Here is a 19,430-nt window from a genome sequence, read left to right as displayed (position 1 = left end):
AGATTTTTAACACACCTGTTTACATTCCCAACATTTCATCCATTTCTATCCTGGGTAAATTAGGGGGAATTACTGTCTTGATGATAGTGAATTTGTCACTTTCCTGCTGAGTAGTTTGATGGAGAGCGATCGCTGATAAACGGATTTCTAAGCAGCCAAAAGGAATTTTTAGGTAGATCGCTGTTTCCCATTCTCCGCAGGCATTAGAACGCAAATCTGGCAGGATATGTGGTCTATCTAGTAGACTCCGGGTTTGATAATCTTCAACCCATAACTTAACCACTACCGAAGATGAAACTTCAGGTAATTTTACACGCACCATTACAGATGTGCCAGCGACAAGTTCACCCTCTGATAAATACAATTGGGGAGTTGGTAAAGACTCCATCATCACACCAGAGAAATCTGCCGCAGTTTCATTCTCCGGTAGGGGGGAATAATGATGATCTGCTATAGCTTCATCACTCCAGCTATCCGCATCCCATTCCATAACCAAATCATCTATAACTATTTCTTGTGATAACCATCCAGGCTCGGTTGGTATTGGATTCAGTATATTGACTGTTTCCGGTTTATTAATTTCTAAGGGAATATTGTCAGCAATGGGATCTTCCTGAATTTCTTTTTCCCTACTTAACAGCACTTCCACATCTACAGTTTGAGTTTCTTCCCCAAGATCATTGTCTGAGGATTCTTGAAAAACTGCTTCAGTCAATAAGTATCCTTGACTGTCTATCCATTGTTGCAAAAGAGAGGAATTTTCTTGAGAATCCACCAAATCTAATCCTTCACTCTGGATAATTACAGAATTTTCCTGAGAATCCACCAAATCTAATTCTTCACTCTGGATAATTACAGAATTTTCCTGAGAATCCACCAAATCTAATTCTTCACTTTTAGTCACCCCCGCCACAATCTCTGCTATTAATTCTGCATAGGATGTATCATCAATCATAGACTGATCGGACTGCGGAAGATTATCTACTGGTAATTCTGGTATTTTTGCTGGTAAAGTCACTATAGTCGGTAGCTGTGGGGATTTCTGCAAAGTTGCTAATTTTTCAACATTTAACTGATCATTGGCTGTTTTCCCTGGAACAGGCTTAACTTTTAATCGTTTCAAGTAGGGAAAAATAGTATTAACTGGTTTAATTACCAACTTCTTCAAATCAATTGGGTGAATAGCCAGGGTTTTTGTGAGGGAATCTGTTTCCGAATCAGTATTAATCTCACTTCTGGGATTGTGAGGTAAATTTGGCAACTGTGGTGAAAGAAATTGCCAGGATATCAGGGGTTTAATTTGGGGTGGTAAAGGTTGGTTTGGGGAGGGCTTTAAAATGTGAAACTGTGCTAACTTGGGACTTTTAGCCACATTGAAAAGTTCTAACCGAATCTTGACAGAGGGCTTGGGCTTAACTGGTGGATTAGTTTCTGGTAAAGAGTAGTCACGGTAATCCGACCGAGAAGTTTGTAGTGCTAGTAAATCAGTGATATCGGCTGTAATTGTGAAAGTATGGTTAGCTAAAAGTATGACTTCACCAACATCAGCTAATGCACCATATAAATTAATCTCTGCTAAAAGCAACTTAGATTCACAATCAAGGGGAATATCAATCAGGGTACTAAAGCTAAAAGGTAAGACTTGATCTGTTAATGGCTGATCTATGTGGTTAAGGATTCTTGATTCTGAAGGCGATCGCAGGGTAATTTCTAGCCGTAGCTGACTCACACCATTCATGGCAAATCTCTCATCTTCCAGATTCTCTATTTCATTGACTTCCACATCGCCATGAATGATAAAATTGTCTCCCCAACGAGCAACATAAGTATCTTGATCTAAACTCAAATTCAGTGCTAAAGGTGGCGGTAAAGTAGGAGCATTCTCAATAGTCTCCTCGTCCAGCAAAGGTTCATCTTGAGGTAAGGCTAAATCTAATAAGTTTTGTAAAATCTGCTCAGTTGTTTCCCCCTTAAACCAGACTGGAGTTCCATGATTCATAACTATACTGACTTGAGTATCAGCATTTGAAGCCAGATCAGATTCCTCAGCCAGTTGAGTTAGAGACTGGGGACTAGGTTCTGGGGGTGATACTTGGATAAGGAGAGTATGTTGCCAGGATTTACCGAGCATCTCTGACATAATATCTCCAGAGCATCGTAACTCCCAAATCCCTGGTTTAAAGTAGGTAAAAGGAATTACCGCCATCAATCCTTCACTATTAGTCCGATGCGATCGCTTGAGAATTCGCCGTTTCGGTGGAACCTCCTGGGTTGATATGTAAGTCACTCGCACATCAACATCCATATTATTCAGATAAGAACGAGCCAAAACTCGGTAATTATCCGCTAAAATCGTTAAATTTGGCGACTCTAAAGTCCGCCAAGTGCGGTCTCCCTGTTTCTGTATCAGAAATTGCCAGTTTTCCATTATAAATAACGCCTAAACCTAAGAGCAGCCAATTAATATTTTGCATTAACTTGCTTGTCAGTTTAACCCAGCCATCTGCTATTAACCTAAGTTTAGTCGTCAGTTGTTAGTAGGGGCGAAGCATTTGGAAGATAAATTATCGGTCATTGCCAAAAATAGTTCTCCAAATGCTTCGCCCGTACAGTTGTTAGTTGTTAGTTGTTAGCTAACCAGCAACTTACCTTCTTGAATTTTATCCACATTCATAGCGGTTTTGATAATAAGCCACTATCTGCTTGCACCTTGACCGACTTTCCTCATCAGCGGCTGCTGTCCATGAAATCCATAACCCAGAAATTTGACTTTGGTTGTAATCAAACTCTGAGGATGTTTGCGGTATTAATCCCACTTCTACCCCCACCACCTGCCGGAGATGCGCTGCTATTTCCCGATATACAGCCAAGGGTAAACCAGCAAACTCTATTTTCTCTTGTGTCACCATATCTATTCTTTGCTCCCACAAGATTTTCAAACTTGCTTAATCACAGAAATACCATTACCCACAGAAGCTGTAGTTGCTGGTTTAGATGTTTTAGAAGGTTTTTCCCCTACTTGTTTAGCAACTTCAATACCGTACTGTTCCAAAATCACGGTAGGATTAGCACCTTGGCTCATTTCAATCCGTTTTACTAACACCCCATTCACCAGCCTTTGACCTGGTTTTACATATCTACTAGTTGGCTCATTCGGTACTTTCACAATTGCTTGAGGTACTTTACCAATTAAGATTACACCACTCACAATCACTGCTCTAGCGGTTTCCGGCTGTCGTGCTACTGGTAACACAGTTTTGAGTTTAGGAGAGGGGAGAGATCCCGCTAAAACAGTCGGTAAAACTGGTTTTATAGCTATCTGTGGGGATTTTTTGGGTAACTGCGCTATCTGCGATGGTTTTGTCTTGATTGATTTTTGCTGAGTTACTGTAGGTAAAGGGGGTAATTTAGGAACTGCAATTTTTTCACCTGGTAGCTTAGTAGTTCTAGAACCTATCTTCTCCACAATTTGCCCAAAGGGGTCTGTTCGTCCTTTCTGTACCACACCCAACCGCTCTGTGCCATTTGTCGGTTGAATCAAACTACCAACTGACCCAGGACTCACTGGTGGTTTGGTAGATATCAGAGGATTATTAAAAGGTTGAGCCAAAGATGGTGGCTGTGTCGTTTGCGGCGCAGTTGCTTGAAGACTAGGAGTTGGTGCAGGACTGGCAGTATTAGTAGCTGTTGGCGGTTCACCCACCGTACAGCCAGTCAGTGCCAAGGTTGCTAAAATAGCTGCGGCTGTAGCTGTAATATGCGAATTTTTACCCATTAGCTGCTCTCAAAAACTATAGAAAAGACTGCGACTTAAGTCGCACGAGTTGCTTATATCTCAGCCTAAAGGGACTGAGTTTTACGCTTACCGGGTTATTCTATAACTAATCTTCCGTCACCCCCATAATCTTTTTCAACATATCTAAGCCTTTTTTAACTTGGCGAGAAACTGTGACAACACTAATGCCTAAATGTGCTGCTACTTGTTTTTGGGTTAAATCATAGAAAAATACAAACTCAACAACGTCACGAGTCCGCTGTTCTAACTGAGTCAGGGCTTGTTGTAACCTAATTTTGTCTTCTTGGGCTAATTGAAAACTGCGATAGTTCCTATCTGGAACTAACTCACCCAAACAAGTAGAGCCTTCTTCTCCATCTTGGATAGGTACATCCAAACTCAACGGAGCGCGGTTAATCCATGCTAATTTAATTTCCTGCCATTCACTCAGAGAAATTGCCAATGCAGCCGCTAATTCGCTATCAGTCGGTGGGCGATTATATTGCTCGGACAGAGAACGGGAAAGCCCAACAGCTTGTTGTTGGAGTGCTAACCACCGTCTAGGTATTCTCACAGTTACGCCTTTATCTCGCAAATAATGTTGAATTTCACCACGAATATAGGGCATCGCATAGGAACTAAAAGCATTTCCCTTAGAAAGTTCAAATTTCTCAATTGCTCTAATTAAGCCCATACAGGCTACCTGGAGAAGATCCTCATAGCTCTCATTACACTGATTAATCCAATAATGGGCTTCCTTTCTGGCTAGTCCAAAATTGAGTTTTACCAGTTGATTGCGAACTCTTTCCGAACGGGATTGCTGATACTCTCGCAACAACTGTGAATTTTCATGTTTCAGTTTGTTAGTAGATGTTTCGTCAGTGGTTTTATTAGGCATAACACTTTGGTTCTTGAACAAGTATATTTGGTATATAATCGCTTTTAAAACTAGTCACTATTTCTGCTCTTGGCTGAATGGTTGCAAATCCTACATCACAGAAAAATCTTGTCCAGACAAAATCGCCGTAAATGCTCTGCACAATACAATTAGCAATGGCAAGATTGTCCTGATATTTTTTTTACTCAAATTAGTTGAGTATACTTCCTAATTTATTAAACAACTGTCATAAACTTAAAATATACAATTAGCAATCTAATAATAAACCGGGATTGCGCCTAATTTAACTAATTAACTATGAGATTTGCTTATAGGTCTTGAGAATTGGCAATAGTTGATGAGGATCAAGCTTTGGGCTGCGATTATTTTTGTTTATCTGCTGTCTTCTCTTGATTGAATGAGTAATATTACGTAATTAAATAATTAAATTCATCTCCAACTTTTCAGCAAAAAAAAATAAAATTTTAAATCAGTAAATTTACGTGGAAATTAAACAACCGTAGTTTTCCAAAAAAAACCAAGATGCAGAGTGCATCTTGGTTAAGGCATTGCCACAAATAAATTTTCGTGACTGCTGAATTGTTGTTCATTTCCAAACTCATGGAGGTATATTAGATTACTAAATTACCAAAATACTTATGGATTTTAAACTCCCATGAGGTTGTATCAATATTTAGGCGCGAGGCTCAATTCGACCGTAGAATAAACCACGAATCTTCACTTCTTTAGGTTCACCTGCACCTAAATCGGTATCAGAAGGTTGTTCACTTTCAAAAGTCCCAGCTATTTCACCAGAAGTGCTATCTACTTTGGCTACTTGCAAGGAAATTTTACCTTTGAGGATTTCTGCCCGCTTGACATTAGTACGAGTTAGATCTTCATTATCAGATCCGGCTGGTAAAGCTACAGCATTGTCATAGCCACTAACAACACCACGACCTTTAGGATCTAAGAAAGCTGCACCACGATAGGAAGGGACTTTAAAAGTTCCTTCAAAGTCAGTGGATGTGTTAATGCTAGTTAAATTAGGTTGTGTTTGTGCAACCAAGCTTTTGATGGTAAACAAGAAAGGTACTAATTCACCACCAGGAAGTTTAACGGTGATAGCTTGAAAATCAAGACCATCTTCTTCCGTAAAAGTCAAGCTATGATCTGGATTGCTAGTTAGCTGACCTTGTACTTGGTCAATGGTAGAAGTATATCTGGTCATAACTTTACCAGATACAAATTCTGCTTTTTGACGTTTGTTAGCAGGTTCTTCTTTGACAAAGAAACTGGTTGGTTCTAAACAAAGTTCTTTGATGCTGTATGTCACATTAGGATCAACAGTAATTGAACCACGACTGGTTTCTGTCAGTTGGGGGCATTTGTTAGCCAACCCTGTGCCGCGAATTTGTTCGTAGGTGAGGACATCACTGACGCTTGCAGAAGGTGCATCACTACAAGCTGTGATTAGCCCTAAGCATAGAGCAAAGAAAGCAACAATTAAAGCGCGATACCTCATGGTTAACCTCAATCTCAAAAATTAATATCTAAGTTGTCAAACTGTTTTACTGAACGCACTTAAACGCATTGCGTTTCTGAGCCTGGAATTCAAACCATAGACTAAGCAGCGAACCGCATCCATTCTGGATGATGTATGTGTTGTCAGTACATACATCAAAAGTGTTTGGATAGGGAAATTAGCCAGATCATACGATTTTTTTTAACTCAAAATCAAAGCACTCTAGTGGTTAAATTCGGCTGTCATCCAGCACAAATCATGGAAAAGCCTTCTCTACCTTACCATCAAGGATTCTTGTTACTTGAGAATAGTTAGAAAGATATATATTCAGAAGTCAGGAATTAGAAAGAAGGAGCCAGGATTGAAACTCGAGTGCTATCTGGTGGCTTTTGACCTAATTTTTCTTCCTCATTCCAGTGCATACCGTTATATCTGAAGATATCTGACTCTTTTATTGATCAATTTAGGGACTTTTCCAGTATCGTATTAGTTTTATGGAGTAAAACGTTCCATGAACCATGATCAAAATTGGACATCTGGGGATTTGTCCTGCCAGCTACAAGCGATTTCTAGTGCGGTTAAAGATGTAGCTCAAACTTGCGGTGGAGATGTAATTTCTCTACTGGCTTTGTTACGTCATTTAGAACAGTTGCACAAAGAAATTCGAGATGGAGTGTTTCAAGAAAATTTGCCTGATAATCGCCAAAGATTATACTCGCTGCTCAGAGATATTGAGTCTGAGGGCGGTTGGCCTTATATTGCCCGAATGCGAGTACAGGCGTTATTGGTAAATTTGTCTGAGGAAGTTACTGATGAGGATGCTCTTACCAGCTATACTCATGATGTTTTCAAAATTGATAACTCGTCAGAATAGTTCAATATTTAAAATTAACAAATTAAATATTTTTGGATTTGATGGTGAAAGCATCACCATCAAGAGTAAATTCGCTCGTGTCGCTTGTATCTCAGCACTAAAGTGACTGAGCTTTACTCTTACCGGATATTTCTGTAAATTTATGAGGTGGGAAAGTTTTACCGAATTTACAATGCGTTGGGTACTATTGTTAAAAGCTAATTTTCTCCATAATACCCATGATGTTAGCTAAATTTAATTGCTAGATAAGCGAATTTAATATCCAGAATAAATTGGACTGATATTTACAAGAGGAAAACAATGGCTGGGATATTATCAGTTTCTCGGACAAATTTAGCTCAACGCCGCCAAAAATTGCGTCGGCAGCGACAACTCAAAATTCTTCAGGCTATTTGGCGGACGCTGGCTGTCACTGGATTGGCCTCGGTTTTGTTCTGGGTAGCAATTCAACCAATGTGGGTGTTAAAGGATTCGGGGCAAATAGTGATCAAATCTGGTGGTCAAGTTTTGACCCAAAAGGATATTTATTCATTGTTGGGGTTGTCATCTCCCCAGTCTTTATGGCGGATTGAACCTTCCCTAATTGCTGATTCTTTAAGAAAACAACCGAACATTGCCCAAGCTACGGTTAGACGGCGGTTATTACCTCCTGGTTTAATTATTGAAATCCAGGAACGAGTACCAGTAGCGATCGCCCAAATAACCAAAAATCAAAGGATAACCAGTTGTGTTCTGACTCCTTCATTCACGGGTAAGCCTTCTGAGGTTAAGTCTTGTTTGCAAAATAGCGGTATGGCTAATCAACAAAATGAACTAGGTTTACTGGATGCTAGTGGCGTGTGGATGCCTTTATCAAGGTATATCTCCATTAACCCCAAAGCAAAATTACCTCGACTCATAGTAATTGGTGCGATCGCACAATACAAGCCATTCTGGACTCAACTTTATGAAGCTATCAGTCACAGTTCTCTAAAAGTGACAGAAATTAATTTTCAAGATCCTACAAATTTAATTTTGAAAACTGAATTAGGAATTGTGCATTTAGGCAGCCCTAGCAATAGATTACCTGAGCAAATTCAAGCACTTGTACAAATGCGCCGTTTACCGAATGAAGTTAATCCTAGTAATATAGATTACATTGATATCAAAAATCCCGCTGTTCCATTAGTACAAATGAATCAAAAAAATCCAGGCTTAGTTATGAAGAAATCAGAGCCACTGCACAAAACACCAATCCGTTGAAGTTCAACATTTTTTCTTTCTACTCCCTTCGGCCTTTGTCTAGCTGAATAGGCAAATCTTTTAAATTAGTAACTTGAGTTGCTAATTTTATATTTTTGTAAATTAGGTATATATTATACATATAGATATAGAATTTTTTAACCGTTAGTTAAAAAATCATGCTAAGGGTTGTAAAATTAATAACTAAAAAATATTCTAAAAAAATTCAGGAGGTTATTAAAACTTATTACTAGGACTAAGCTTAAGCTCTATCAAACAGTTAATAACCAGTTAAATATCTTATATCAACCAGTCATCACAGCTTTTTGCCCAAAGATAGGGTTGTTATACTGGGATCTGCCCAGGAGTTTAGCAATACCTTAGCCAAATTGAAAAAAGCCTTGATTCGTAGGTTGGGTTGAAGGATGAAACCCAACATGAGCGTTGGGTTGCGCTGTCGCTTAACCCAACAAAGCAAAAAATGGCGAAGGTATTGAGTTTAGTTAACGCTATTGTTGAAGTGATCTGCTGCTGACAAAGAAGATGAGATAAATAAATGTCTATACTTTTTAGAACTATTCTTAAAAAGTATAGGGGGGGAGTCAGCAACATGAGCAGCTAGTATCATAAACTGTACAGCTAATCAACAATCCCAAAGGAGAAAGAGTTAGAAGGCACCAGGCTGGATATCTGACTCTGCAACTGAGGTTTTATACCTCTCTCATGGACAAATTGCCACATCTCACCTGCCATCATGTAGGCTAGGGAATAGTAAAAAAAATAAAATAGCGTGCCAAAATTTATTTTGGCAATTATTTGACTCTTAGGTGAATCACACCGCAAAAAGTCGTTTATCTACCTTTCACAAATCCAATGACACTTGATAATAACCAAGGGCTGATCTATAACTCTCAAAATCCCGGACAACCAGGGTTTTCTCTGGCAGTTAACTCAAGCAATCCCTTTAATAATTCTGGAATGAACTTTGCTCAAGGTAAAGATGGCAAGAGAATTTCTCTCGAAAATAGCGGTATTGGTGAAATTGTGCCAGGCCGTGTTGCCAACATCAAAGTAATTGGTGTGGGTGGTGGTGGTGGTAATGCTGTCAACCGCATGATTGAGTCTGATGTATCCGGTGTTGAGTTTTGGTCAATTAATACTGATGCTCAAGCTCTGACTTTAGCGGGCGCTCCTAGTCGCTTGCAAATTGGGCAGAAACTAACTAGAGGCTTGGGTGCAGGGGGAAATCCGGCTATTGGTCAAAAAGCGGCGGAAGAATCTCGTGATGAAATTGCCACAGCTTTAGAAGGTGCGGATCTAGTATTTATTACCGCTGGTATGGGTGGTGGTACAGGTACAGGTGCAGCCCCAATTGTGGCAGAAATAGCCAAGGAAATGGGCGCTCTCACCGTTGGTGTAGTGACTCGACCATTTATTTTTGAGGGACGCAGACGCACTAGCCAAGCGGAACAAGGAATTGAAGGCTTGAAAAGTCGGGTGGATACCTTAATTATTATTCCCAATAATAAGCTGTTGGAAGTCATTCCTGAGCAAACTCCTGTGCAAGAAGCTTTTCGCTATGCTGATGATGTGTTGCGTCAAGGTGTACAAGGAATTTCTGATATTATTACTATTCCTGGATTGGTCAACGTTGACTTTGCTGATGTGCGGGCTGTGATGGCAGATGCAGGATCAGCTTTGATGGGAATTGGTGTGAGTTCGGGTAAATCTAGGGCCAGAGAAGCCGCAATTGCCGCCATTTCTTCACCTTTATTGGAATGTTCTATTGAAGGAGCTAGAGGAGTTGTATTTAATATTACTGGTGGTAGTGATCTGACCCTGCATGAAGTTAATGCTGCGGCGGAAACAATCTATGAAGTGGTTGATCCTAATGCCAATATTATTTTTGGAGCGGTAATTGATGACAGACTCCAAGGAGAAGTCAGAATTACTGTGATTGCGACTGGATTTACAGGTGATATCCAACCTCCATCTGCACAAACTACTGTTACTCCTAGAGTTGTCACTCCTATTCCCACCACTACTACTACCACTAGAAGACCTACACCACTACAACAACCTGTTAATAACCCCACTCCATCTGTAGAACCACCAAAAGAAAAACCCTCTTTGGATATTCCCGATTTTCTGCAAAGACGACGGACACCACCAAGAAATTAATTGATTGTGAATATGAGATTTTAGCTTAAATAGTAGAAGCCTCTCATCTAACCGATAGGGAAGTGATGAGATGAATAGGCGCGAGTGACTTTTTTGACTAACTAGCGAAATCAGCAATGTTAGTCGATGAGGAATGAACACTTTCTTGGTTTCTCTCCAAGTATCTGATATAATTCTAATCAATAGGTGTAACTCAATTAAATGCTGAAAAGCAGCCTATTAAAAAAGTTCAAAAATCTATCTCCAAAAGACCCTAGGGCATAGGGCTTTAAAGCTCAGTCAACGTCTTCAAAGAAGAGTCGCTGAGAAACCCATACTCCCTTTCAGGTGAGTGTGTAGAGTATGTCACATTAAATTCACAGTCTCAGTTGAGGCTAGATGCTGTATACAAATTATCAGTTATCAGGAGGAGGAAGTAAATAAATTTCTCCCCTGCTCCCTGCCTATTTACTCGCTTCTACCCATTGAATAACCTGATGAGCTATGTGAGTCCCGTCGAGACGGTCAATTTCCCGGATACCTGTGGGACTTGTGACATTAACTTCTGTTAGGTAGCCACCAATTACGTCAATACCAACAAAAATTAAGCCATCTTGCCGGAGTTTTGCGGCTAAATGGCTACAAATTTCCTGTTCTCTTGGGGTAATGGTGGTTTGAGCCACTGTTCCACCAGTGGCCATATTATTACGAAAATCACTACTACTAGAAAGACGATTTAGCGCACCTATGGGTTCACCATTGAGTAAGATAATCCGTTTATCTCCCTCCTTGGCTTGGGGTAAATAATTTTGTACCATAACTGGAACTTGACCTTGGAGCGTGCTAAGTTCGACAATGGAGTTAAAATTGCGATCGCCTGATTGTAAGAATAAAATGCCTTCCCCAGCTTTATTCCCCAAGGGTTTGAGAATTGTTGCTTCTTTAGCTGCGACAAATTGGCGAATAACTTGCTTGTCAGCGCTGACAATTGTTTCGGGAATACATTCGCTAAACTGAAGAGCATACATTTTCTCATTAGCGCTACGAATCCCAGCCGGATCATTTATTACCAAAGTTTTATTTTGGTCAACATAATCGAGAATATAGGTAGCATAAAGATAAGCATCATTAACAGGTGGATCTGTCCGCATAAATACGGCATCCATTGTTTCTAAAGCAGTAAAGGCGCTAGGACTTAATTTAAACCAAGAATTAACTGCTAACCAACGTCGTTCTACTAACTCCACGGGAACGAGTTCTACCTGCTGCAAGGAAGCCCAGGCTTTGCCATCAATAACACTCAGCAAATTTGCCTGAGTTATCCAAATTTCATGTCCTAGAATTTGCGCTGCTTCCATCAAAGCAACACTGGTATCATGACATGGATCAAGCCGATGGATAGGATCAATAATAAAAGCTAGTTTCATCCTTTATACCTCTTTCATCTACGAATTTTAATATTAAAGAATCTTAAAGATCCCCGACTTCTGAAATGAACTTAGTCATCTTCGAGCAAAATTTAGCAAAGAAGTCGGGGATCTGATCCACAATATTTTAAGAAACTAGCATCTGATCTAATTTACCTTGACGGTCTAAAGTATGGATATCGTCACAACCACCAATGTGAATATCATTAATAAAAATTTGTGGTAAGGAGCGTTTTCCATTAGCTCTTTGGGACATTTTATCTCTGGCTATTTCGTCTCCATCAAGATTATATTCGATAAAATCAACACTTTTACTTTTCAGTAGACTTTTAGCACGAACACAAAACGGACAAGTAGTCCAAATGTAAATTTCTACTTTTGCAGCCATAATATTTTCAAAGAAATGCAATACTTCTTAATTTTAAACTCAAGTTTAGTGGTAATGGGTAATAGTTTTTTAAATTACCAATTACCAATTACCAATTACCAATTACCAATTACCAATTACCAATTACCAATTACCAATTACCTATTCCCACTCAATAGTTCCAGGTGGCTTAGAGGTAATATCATAAACCACACGGTTTACACCTTTTACTTCATTGACAATGCGGGTAGAAATTGCTTCTAATATATCGTAAGGAATTCGCGCCCAGTCTGCGGTCATGCCATCTTCGCTAGTGACAATTCTTAAAACAATAGGATAGGCATAGGTGCGTTTATCACCCATCACCCCAACGCTACGAACTGGTAACAGAACCGCAAAAGCTTGCCAAACCTCATTATATAAACCACGTTGGTTAATTTCTTGACGAACAATTAAATCAGCGTCTCGCAAAATATTCAAGCGTTCGGAGGTGACTTCACCTAAAATACGAATTGCTAAACCAGGGCCGGGAAAAGGTTGACGTTGGACAATTTCTTCTGGTAAACCAATGGAACGCCCAACTTTGCGAACTTCATCTTTAAATAGTTTTCGCAGTGGTTCTACCAGTTTAAATCTCAAGTCTTTTGGTAAACCACCCACATTGTGATGACTTTTAATTTTCACTGCTACCCGTTCACCACTTTTTGGATCAACGTTGGTATCAGCAGATTCAATCACGTCTGGATAAAGTGTCCCTTGAGCTAAGTAGTCAAAATGCCCAAGATCCCTTGATGTCTCCTCAAAAACACTGATAAATTCATGTCCAATGCGGCGACGCTTTTCTTCGGGATCAGTTACTCCAGCAATAGCTGAGATAAATCGTTCGCGGGCATTAACATATTCTACAGGAATATGAAATTGTTCTTTAAATAACTTTACTAATCTTTCGGGTTCTAGTTTTCGCATGAAACCCTGATCAATAAATACACAGGTTAGCTGCTCACCAATGGCTTTATACAGAAGAAAAGCTAGAGTTGAAGAGTCTACACCGCCAGACAATGCTAATAATACCCGTTTGTCTCCTACCTTGGCGCGAATTTCCTGAATTGATTCTTCGACAAAAGCGGCTGTTGTCCAAGTTGGTTCACAGTCACAGATATGGTAAACAAAGTTGCGAATTAAGGCTATACCACCCTGAGAATGGACGACTTCGGGGTGAAATTGCACACCATAGAGTTTTTTGTCATGGTGAGCGATCGCTGCACAAGGAGTATTATCAGTATGTGCCAGTAACTCAAAGCCAGGAGGCATATTTGTGACTGAATCTCCATGACTCATCCACATGGTTGCACCCTCTTCGACATTAGTTAATAAGTCTGTGGGGTCATCTATGTATAGAGATGCTTTACCATATTCACCCCGTTCGGCTTGGATAACTTCCCCACCCAGTTGATTAACCATGAGTTGCATACCATAGCAAACACCGAGAACGGGTATTCCCAATTTCCAAATTTCTGGGTCACAATGGGGAGCGTAGTCGCTATATACGGAATTTGGTCCACCGGAAAGGATGATACCTTTGGGGTTGATTTCGCGTAACTGTTCGGCTGTGGTGCGATAGGAAATAACTTCTGAATATACTTGAGTTTCGCGGATACGACGCGCAATTAATTCAGAATATTGAGATCCAAAGTCTAAAATTACAATTATTTGACCTTTAAGTTTCCCCAAATTTTCTGGTGTTTGAGGTATTTTTTCGGTTGGTAGAGTCACCGCTGTATTCATGCTATGGAGGGTGTGTTGTTAAGGATAAGAAGTCTGGACTGTGATGTTTATGATTTTTGTGATTAATGGTGATAACAGATTAATGAATCATCTAAACAAATTAATTATACAAATCATAGTTAAAAATATTTATTTGTGGTACTTACGATAATTCCTATTAATTTAGCACAATTTTTCCAGTAATATCCAACCAGTTTTACTTTTTACGAGAATTTGGCGATCGCGGTCAAAAAGTACAGAACCACAAGCTATCATGGTTTTACCTTGTTCATTATGGCTATTCATATATTCTTGAGTACGGGTATCAATGCTTTCTGCAATGGAGCTATAAACCTGATTTACCCAATTACTACCACTATTACTATCGAGAATTCTCAGATGTTTTAATGCTGCTTCTGCTGTAGGACTCTGAAAAATGGTTTGAATATCGGAAGACTCTAATCCTAGCATAGCAGAATGGGCAGTTAAAATTTCCCGGCGACCATCAGCTAAATGATGATGAGTGTGAAAGATTCCCCCCGCTAGTTTCATCAATTTACCGTGATAACCAAATAATAAAATTTCTTTTACACCTAAAACATCAGCAGCGACTAACATGGGTCCCAACCAATTCGCAGTTTTTACCATTTGTGCGGGGTTGATACCGAGTTTTTGGGCTAAATCTAGGCCATTTTCCCCAATACAAAAGACCAAAGTGGGAAATTGACTGGCTTTTTCGGCTAAATCAGCACGAAAAGCTGTTAATTGATCTGGTGTACTTAAAGGTTGAGAAATCCCTGTTGTTCCTAATAAAGACAGTCCTTCCACTACTCCAAACGCGGAATTAGAAGTACGGACTGCAAGCGATCGCCCTTCTGGTAAAATAATTGTTACCTTGATTTTTTCCGTCGGTTTTAATAATCGCTGTAAATTTTCCTGGAATAACTTTTGGGCATAACCATAAATTGCGGCTTTCCCCTCACCATTGAGTTGCTTCCCAATCCCCTCTCCACCCTGAATAATTACCGCTTCTCCATCTCCCTCATACCATGCCACCATCGCCCAAATCGGTGTATTCTTTGTTAAATCTAGGTTATCACCTGGATCACTGCGAGTCATAGCCAAAGCCTGATTTTCTGATATTCCTGCGACTTGTTCAATGGGTATTTCGGCAATTTCAGCAGGTGTAATCAAATCTACAGAAGTCACAGTCAGGGGTTGATGATAGCGTAACCAATGCAAAGCCGCAACAGCAGCAGCACAAGCAAAAACGGGCAAAGTGTATCCAGAACGCGACATATTAACAATTTAAAATTAACAATTCAAAATTCAAAAAATCTTACCCACTCTTCATCTAAATTCCCATTTTTGATAATAAAACCTGCATATCTTCCCAAGAAATATCTTGTTGAAGATAACGGGGTGAATCAGGATTATAGGGACTTGCTATTCTGTCAATTGCGATAATTGTAGCTTTATCTGGTAACACTGGGACATCTGGATCATAAGCTGTTGGGCGCATCAAAGAACTAGAAAAGCCTTTAAACACAGCAATTTGATCAGGTTCATCATCAATTTTGACAGTGACGATGAGAACTTCTTGGGATTTTTTGACTGTATATTGTTCCAGTCTTTTACCAACAGAGTTATTCATTAATTCAGCGGTCGGAACTACGATTTTTGTGATGAATTTGATTTGGATGATTTATTGATCAGGAAAACAAGTCGGAACTATGATTTGTGTGATGAATTTTATTTAGATAATTAATCCGAATAATCACAGTTCAGAATTTTTTCTAACTTTTCAATTGCTTAATGTGTAGCGGAACGTCCATGTTTACCGAGTTTAACCGCGACAAAATAACTTAAATAAATTACGTAAATTGCTAAAGTCACTATCCCCAAAAACCCTAGAAAAGCAGGTTTGCTATTGTGGTGAAAATAGTCTTTAAAGATTAATGGTGCTTCTAACCAGACACTACAGTAAGGAGTTTTAATCGCAGTTCCTGAAAAAGCACAACCTAGGAAGGGTAAAAGGGCTATTGCCCCTAAACTACAATAAACTGTTGTCGCCCAACGCCAAGAAGTAAAACTTAATTTTAATGGACTATGGGGATAATAGTCAATTTCATCATTGATATCTACCCAAAACCATAGCGCAATTGGGATCAGAATCCGCGCCATTAAAGCAGAGATGAAACTAACTCCAAAGCTACCAATCATTAAGTACATACTAACAATTAATAAACTAGCCACTCGCCAGTAAATCATTAATAAGCGTTGCATTCCTTCAGCTTTTTGCACAAATGCCCAAATTGAAAGAATTAAAGGAATAATCAGCGTAAATAATAACGCTAGTCTATAATCCATCCAAACATAAGGGCGAAACCATACTTGTGTCATAAAGTCAATAACAAAAATAGAAAATTTGTGAATAGATATTTGATAGCGTTAGCTATTCTAGAAAAATTCAGTTTGGGGACTTTTCTCAAAAGCGAAAAACGGGGAGTTTATTCCCCGTCTAGTTCAAATCCATTAATTAATGGAGGTTTAAACCATTGATATTCCAGTAAATTGTTACTTAATGAAAAAAGCACAACTGCTGATTCTAATCTTCGTACAGACGGCACTCATCTGCTTCTGGGTTAGCATCACAATATTGCTCTAAAGCGTTTTTAGGCTTGATTTGACGCTGGTGAGAAGCTTCCGCTTGCAATTCTTCTACAGCATCCCAAGCAGCAGCACATTCAGCGGAGTTGCTACCTGAGATATCACATACAGTGCGGGCTTGTTCAAGTTCTTCTTGGATTTTTTCTTGAATGTCCCCAGTAGCTTGTGTTTGGGTATTAGTCATGATTATTTCTCCTTATGTTTTGTTTATACTAGTATAGAAAAAATTTGAAAATTGTAGTTTTCTGTTTCTGAGATCACTAGTTTTACACTTTTGGTGATAATTCCAGTGGCTAATATCTTGCAAATAGGCTTTTGGCTCATTCAGCGAAATATGTCCAGAGTATTATCCCATGAATATCATAAGCTGTTATACTTATAACTTACCAGATTTTCATTTTGAATACAGACTTTGAATATCGCTTATAAGCCTCTGATAGTTTAGCGTAAACTAATATACTCGCTTATAAGCTTAAAGTTTTATTGATATGAATTTAATTATAAGAGACTAGGCTGAAAACCCTTGAAGTTGAGTTTTGGAGCGTGGTGGTCAGTGAGCAGTTCGGCAAGCTCACTGTAACACTTGTCGAACTGCGGAAAAACTCAACTGTCCTTTAGGCAAGGGATGAAAGCCAGGTAGAGGCTGTCTTCCTCCACAGAAAGTTTTTCTCGTTGACAAAATTATAATATATGAGTTAGCATAATTTTGTGGTGTTTAGGTCGAAACCATGATAATTTACGAGTTCAAAGTCAAAGGAAAAGATAGGCAATATCGCGCAATAGATGAGGCTATTCGTGCATCTCAGTTCATCCAAAATAAATGTTTAAGATATTGGATGGATAACAAAGGTGCGACGAAATATGATCTCAATAAATATTGCGCGATTTTGGCATCTGAATTTCCTTTTGCGGATGAACTTAATTCAATGGCAAGACAATCTGCTGCGGAACGTTCTTGGAGTACAATAGCTCGATTTTACGACAATTGTAAAAAGAAAGTTAAGGGTAAAAAGGGATTTCCGAAATTCAAAAAGAATTGCCGCTCAGTTGAATATAAGGTTAGCGGCTGGAAGTTATCTGAAACCAGAAAAGCAATTACTTTTTCTGATAAAAAAGGCATAGGTACTCTGAAATTAAAAGGTACTTATGACCTCAACTTCTATGACATCAAACAAATTAAGCGAGTTCGTTTAGTCCGTCGGGCTGATGGATATTATGCTCAATTTGCAATTGATGTCAAAATTAGAATTGAATCCCAACCAACGAATCAAATAGTGGGATTAGATGTGGGCTTAAAATACTTTATTGCCGATTCAAAAGGTAATGTAGAACCTGCCCCACAATTCTATAGAAAATCAGAGAAGCAGTTAAGTCGGGCTAATCGTCAGAAATCCAAGAAGTTTGACAGAGATAAGAAAAAAGCTAAACAACCACAATCCAAGAACTATTTAAAAGCTAAAAATAGGTATGCCCGTAAGCATTTAAGAGTAAGTAGGCAGCGAAAAGAATATTGCAAGAGATTAGCATATTCCGTGATCCAATCTAACGATTTGGTAGCTTACGAAGACTTAAATATTAAAGGCATGGTAAGAAACCGACATTTAGCTAAATCAATTTCTGATGCTGGCTGGGCAACTTTTCGGCAATGGTTAGAATATTTTGGGCATAAATATGGGAAGATAACGGTTGCTGTTCCTCCTCATAATACTTCCCAGAATTGTGCTAATTGTGGTCAAAAAGTGAAAAAATCCCTATCAACCAGAACCCATAATTGTCATCATTGTGGGTTTGTGGAAGACAGAGATATTAATGCCAGTATCAATATCCTAAAATTAGGATTAACTACGGTAGGGATACGGTCAGCTACGCTACAGGAGATTTGCCCTCTTGGGCGATTGGTGAGGCAGCGCGGTCTTGGGGGTTTCCCCCATGAGCGACTGCCGAACCCGTAAGGGTGCAAACCTGTCGTCTAACGGCGAGTCTGTGAATGTAGAATCCCCGCGTCTTTAGACCGGGGAGTGTCAATTCATGTATACGTTTATTGTCGGTGTAGTAATTTTTAATTAAGCTTAGAGATTAAAATTTAATTTCCCAGATATCATTTTATAATTTATCTAAAGTTGATCTCATCCTCACGAGGTTATTATGACAGCTATCACCGTCAACTTAAACCCTATTATCCAATTAAGTGATCAGCAATTTTATCAACTCTGTCGAGAAAATCCTGAAGTCAAATTTGAACGCAATGCCAAAGGAGAAATATTGATTATGTCACCAACAGGAGGAGGAACAGGAAAACGTAATGTGGAAATTGCCGCAGATTTTGTGTTTTGGAATCGTAAATATAAACTAGGGGTTTGTTTCGACTCTTCCACCTGTTTTAAACTTCCCAATGGTGCAAATCGTTCTCCTGATGTTGCTTGGATTAAAAAAGAAAGATGGGATACACTCACACCAGCAGAACAAGAAAAGTTTTCCCCAATTGCCCCAGATTTTGTTTTAGAATTAATGTCACCTAGTGATAGTTTGCAGGAAACGCGAGCAAAAATGCAGGAATATATCAATAATGGAGTTAAATTAGGTTGGTTAATTAATCGAAAAATGCGCCAAGTGGAAATTTATCGTCTTGGTAAACCAGTAGAGATATTAGAATTTCCCCAAGAATTATTAGGTGAAGATATTTTGCCAGAATTTATTTTAAATATGGAAATCATTTGGGGATAGGTTGTTGAAATTCAACAACCGGATCATCTTGGTAAGTCATGGTAAT

At 39.1% G+C, this 19,430-nt stretch carries 17 protein-coding genes; 5 read left to right on the top strand and 12 right to left on the bottom strand.

The genetic code is table 11. The features are described from left to right. Positions 1–19: 19 nt before the first annotated feature. From ANA_RS18195 to ANA_RS18175, 5 genes are all read right to left on the bottom strand, one after another. Positions 20–2,428 carry a hypothetical protein gene (locus ANA_RS18195; protein WP_015081479.1) on the bottom strand — a complete coding sequence of 803 codons (2,409 nt, stop codon included), beginning with the start codon at positions 2,426–2,428 and terminating at the stop codon, positions 20–22. Between the two features lie 232 nt (positions 2,429–2,660). Beyond that, positions 2,661–2,909, bottom strand: coding sequence for a hypothetical protein (locus ANA_RS18190; RefSeq protein WP_015081478.1), 249 nt, complete (start codon positions 2,907–2,909; stop codon positions 2,661–2,663). 26 nt (positions 2,910–2,935) lie between these two features. Continuing rightward, complete coding sequence (locus ANA_RS18185; RefSeq protein ID WP_015081477.1) at positions 2,936–3,775, bottom strand: hypothetical protein; 840 nt, start codon at positions 3,773–3,775, stop codon at positions 2,936–2,938. Between the two features lie 106 nt (positions 3,776–3,881). Continuing rightward, entirely contained in the window at positions 3,882–4,673 is a 792-nt protein-coding gene (locus tag ANA_RS18180; protein WP_041458140.1) for an RNA polymerase sigma factor SigF, read from the bottom strand. A 673-nt stretch (positions 4,674–5,346) separates the two neighbouring features. Beyond that, positions 5,347–6,177, bottom strand: a complete 831-nt coding sequence (locus ANA_RS18175; protein ID WP_015081475.1) for a photosystem II manganese-stabilizing polypeptide — start codon at positions 6,175–6,177, stop codon at positions 5,347–5,349. Between the two features lie 511 nt (positions 6,178–6,688). On the opposite strand from ANA_RS18175, the gene ANA_RS18170 reads away from it, so the two are divergent. The 3 genes from ANA_RS18170 (at position 6,689) to ftsZ (ending at position 10,453) form a co-directional block, all read left to right on the top strand. After that, positions 6,689–7,051 carry a hypothetical protein gene (locus tag ANA_RS18170; RefSeq protein ID WP_015081474.1) on the top strand — a complete coding sequence of 121 codons (363 nt, stop codon included), beginning with the start codon at positions 6,689–6,691 and terminating at the stop codon, positions 7,049–7,051. A gap of 300 nt (positions 7,052–7,351) precedes the next feature. Then, positions 7,352–8,293 carry a cell division protein FtsQ/DivIB gene (locus ANA_RS18165; RefSeq protein ID WP_015081473.1) on the top strand — a complete coding sequence of 314 codons (942 nt, stop codon included), beginning with the start codon at positions 7,352–7,354 and terminating at the stop codon, positions 8,291–8,293. An 852-nt stretch (positions 8,294–9,145) separates the two neighbouring features. Further along, positions 9,146–10,453 (top strand): cell division protein FtsZ, encoded by a 1,308-nt coding sequence (gene ftsZ, locus ANA_RS18160; protein WP_015081472.1) that lies wholly within the window; start codon positions 9,146–9,148, stop codon positions 10,451–10,453. Between the two features lie 443 nt (positions 10,454–10,896). Here ftsZ and gshB read toward each other — a convergent pair whose 3' ends face one another. From gshB to ANA_RS18125, 7 genes are all read right to left on the bottom strand, one after another. Then, complete coding sequence (gene gshB / locus ANA_RS18155; protein WP_015081471.1) at positions 10,897–11,859, bottom strand: glutathione synthase; 963 nt, start codon at positions 11,857–11,859, stop codon at positions 10,897–10,899. A gap of 127 nt (positions 11,860–11,986) precedes the next feature. Continuing rightward, complete coding sequence (gene grxC, locus ANA_RS18150) at positions 11,987–12,247, bottom strand: glutaredoxin 3 (RefSeq protein WP_015081470.1); 261 nt, start codon at positions 12,245–12,247, stop codon at positions 11,987–11,989. A 141-nt stretch (positions 12,248–12,388) separates the two neighbouring features. Beyond that, on the bottom strand, positions 12,389–14,011 hold the full coding sequence (guaA, locus tag ANA_RS18145; protein WP_015081469.1) for a glutamine-hydrolyzing GMP synthase: 1,623 nt from the start codon (positions 14,009–14,011) through the stop codon (positions 12,389–12,391). Positions 14,012–14,173: 162 nt separating this feature from the next. Then, complete coding sequence (gene cbiD / locus ANA_RS18140) at positions 14,174–15,289, bottom strand: cobalt-precorrin-5B (C(1))-methyltransferase CbiD (RefSeq protein ID WP_015081468.1); 1,116 nt, start codon at positions 15,287–15,289, stop codon at positions 14,174–14,176. Between the two features lie 55 nt (positions 15,290–15,344). Further along, complete coding sequence (locus ANA_RS18135) at positions 15,345–15,644, bottom strand: DUF7734 family protein (RefSeq protein ID WP_015081467.1); 300 nt, start codon at positions 15,642–15,644, stop codon at positions 15,345–15,347. A gap of 158 nt (positions 15,645–15,802) precedes the next feature. Further along, positions 15,803–16,393 (bottom strand): DUF3177 family protein, encoded by a 591-nt coding sequence (locus tag ANA_RS18130; protein WP_015081466.1) that lies wholly within the window; start codon positions 16,391–16,393, stop codon positions 15,803–15,805. A 205-nt stretch (positions 16,394–16,598) separates the two neighbouring features. Then, positions 16,599–16,844, bottom strand: a complete 246-nt coding sequence (locus tag ANA_RS18125) for a Calvin cycle protein CP12 (protein WP_015081465.1) — start codon at positions 16,842–16,844, stop codon at positions 16,599–16,601. Between the two features lie 544 nt (positions 16,845–17,388). On the opposite strand from ANA_RS18125, the gene ANA_RS18120 reads away from it, so the two are divergent. Both ANA_RS18120 and ANA_RS18115 read left to right on the top strand, forming a co-directional pair. Next, positions 17,389–18,612: an RNA-guided endonuclease InsQ/TnpB family protein gene (locus ANA_RS18120; protein ID WP_015081464.1), complete on the top strand. Its 1,224-nt coding sequence runs from the start codon at positions 17,389–17,391 to the stop codon at positions 18,610–18,612. A 193-nt stretch (positions 18,613–18,805) separates the two neighbouring features. After that, complete coding sequence (locus ANA_RS18115) at positions 18,806–19,384, top strand: Uma2 family endonuclease (protein ID WP_015081463.1); 579 nt, start codon at positions 18,806–18,808, stop codon at positions 19,382–19,384. The last annotated feature ends 46 nt before the right edge of the window (positions 19,385–19,430 follow it).

This window comes from Anabaena sp. 90 (assembly GCF_000312705.1).
Lineage (GTDB): Bacteria > Cyanobacteriota > Cyanobacteriia > Cyanobacteriales > Nostocaceae > Dolichospermum > Dolichospermum lemmermannii.
This window is presented reverse-complemented; position numbering and strand designations above follow the sequence as displayed.

Coding starts and splice junctions, on each gene's coding strand:
- ANA_RS18195 (WP_015081479.1), bottom strand. CDS start 2,428: ATGGAAAACTGGCAATTTCTGATACAGAAACAGGGAGACCGCACTTGG.
- ANA_RS18190 (WP_015081478.1), bottom strand. CDS start 2,909: ATGGTGACACAAGAGAAAATAGAGTTTGCTGGTTTACCCTTGGCTGTA.
- ANA_RS18185 (WP_015081477.1), bottom strand. CDS start 3,775: ATGGGTAAAAATTCGCATATTACAGCTACAGCCGCAGCTATTTTAGCA.
- ANA_RS18180 (WP_041458140.1), bottom strand. CDS start 4,673: ATGCCTAATAAAACCACTGACGAAACATCTACTAACAAACTGAAACAT.
- ANA_RS18175 (WP_015081475.1), bottom strand. CDS start 6,177: ATGAGGTATCGCGCTTTAATTGTTGCTTTCTTTGCTCTATGCTTAGGG.
- ANA_RS18170 (WP_015081474.1), top strand. CDS start 6,689: ATGAACCATGATCAAAATTGGACATCTGGGGATTTGTCCTGCCAGCTA.
- ANA_RS18165 (WP_015081473.1), top strand. CDS start 7,352: ATGGCTGGGATATTATCAGTTTCTCGGACAAATTTAGCTCAACGCCGC.
- ftsZ (WP_015081472.1), top strand. CDS start 9,146: ATGACACTTGATAATAACCAAGGGCTGATCTATAACTCTCAAAATCCC.
- gshB (WP_015081471.1), bottom strand. CDS start 11,859: ATGAAACTAGCTTTTATTATTGATCCTATCCATCGGCTTGATCCATGT.
- grxC (WP_015081470.1), bottom strand. CDS start 12,247: ATGGCTGCAAAAGTAGAAATTTACATTTGGACTACTTGTCCGTTTTGT.
- guaA (WP_015081469.1), bottom strand. CDS start 14,011: ATGAATACAGCGGTGACTCTACCAACCGAAAAAATACCTCAAACACCA.
- cbiD (WP_015081468.1), bottom strand. CDS start 15,289: ATGTCGCGTTCTGGATACACTTTGCCCGTTTTTGCTTGTGCTGCTGCT.
- ANA_RS18135 (WP_015081467.1), bottom strand. CDS start 15,644: ATGAATAACTCTGTTGGTAAAAGACTGGAACAATATACAGTCAAAAAA.
- ANA_RS18130 (WP_015081466.1), bottom strand. CDS start 16,393: ATGACACAAGTATGGTTTCGCCCTTATGTTTGGATGGATTATAGACTA.
- ANA_RS18125 (WP_015081465.1), bottom strand. CDS start 16,844: ATGACTAATACCCAAACACAAGCTACTGGGGACATTCAAGAAAAAATC.
- ANA_RS18120 (WP_015081464.1), top strand. CDS start 17,389: ATGATAATTTACGAGTTCAAAGTCAAAGGAAAAGATAGGCAATATCGC.
- ANA_RS18115 (WP_015081463.1), top strand. CDS start 18,806: ATGACAGCTATCACCGTCAACTTAAACCCTATTATCCAATTAAGTGAT.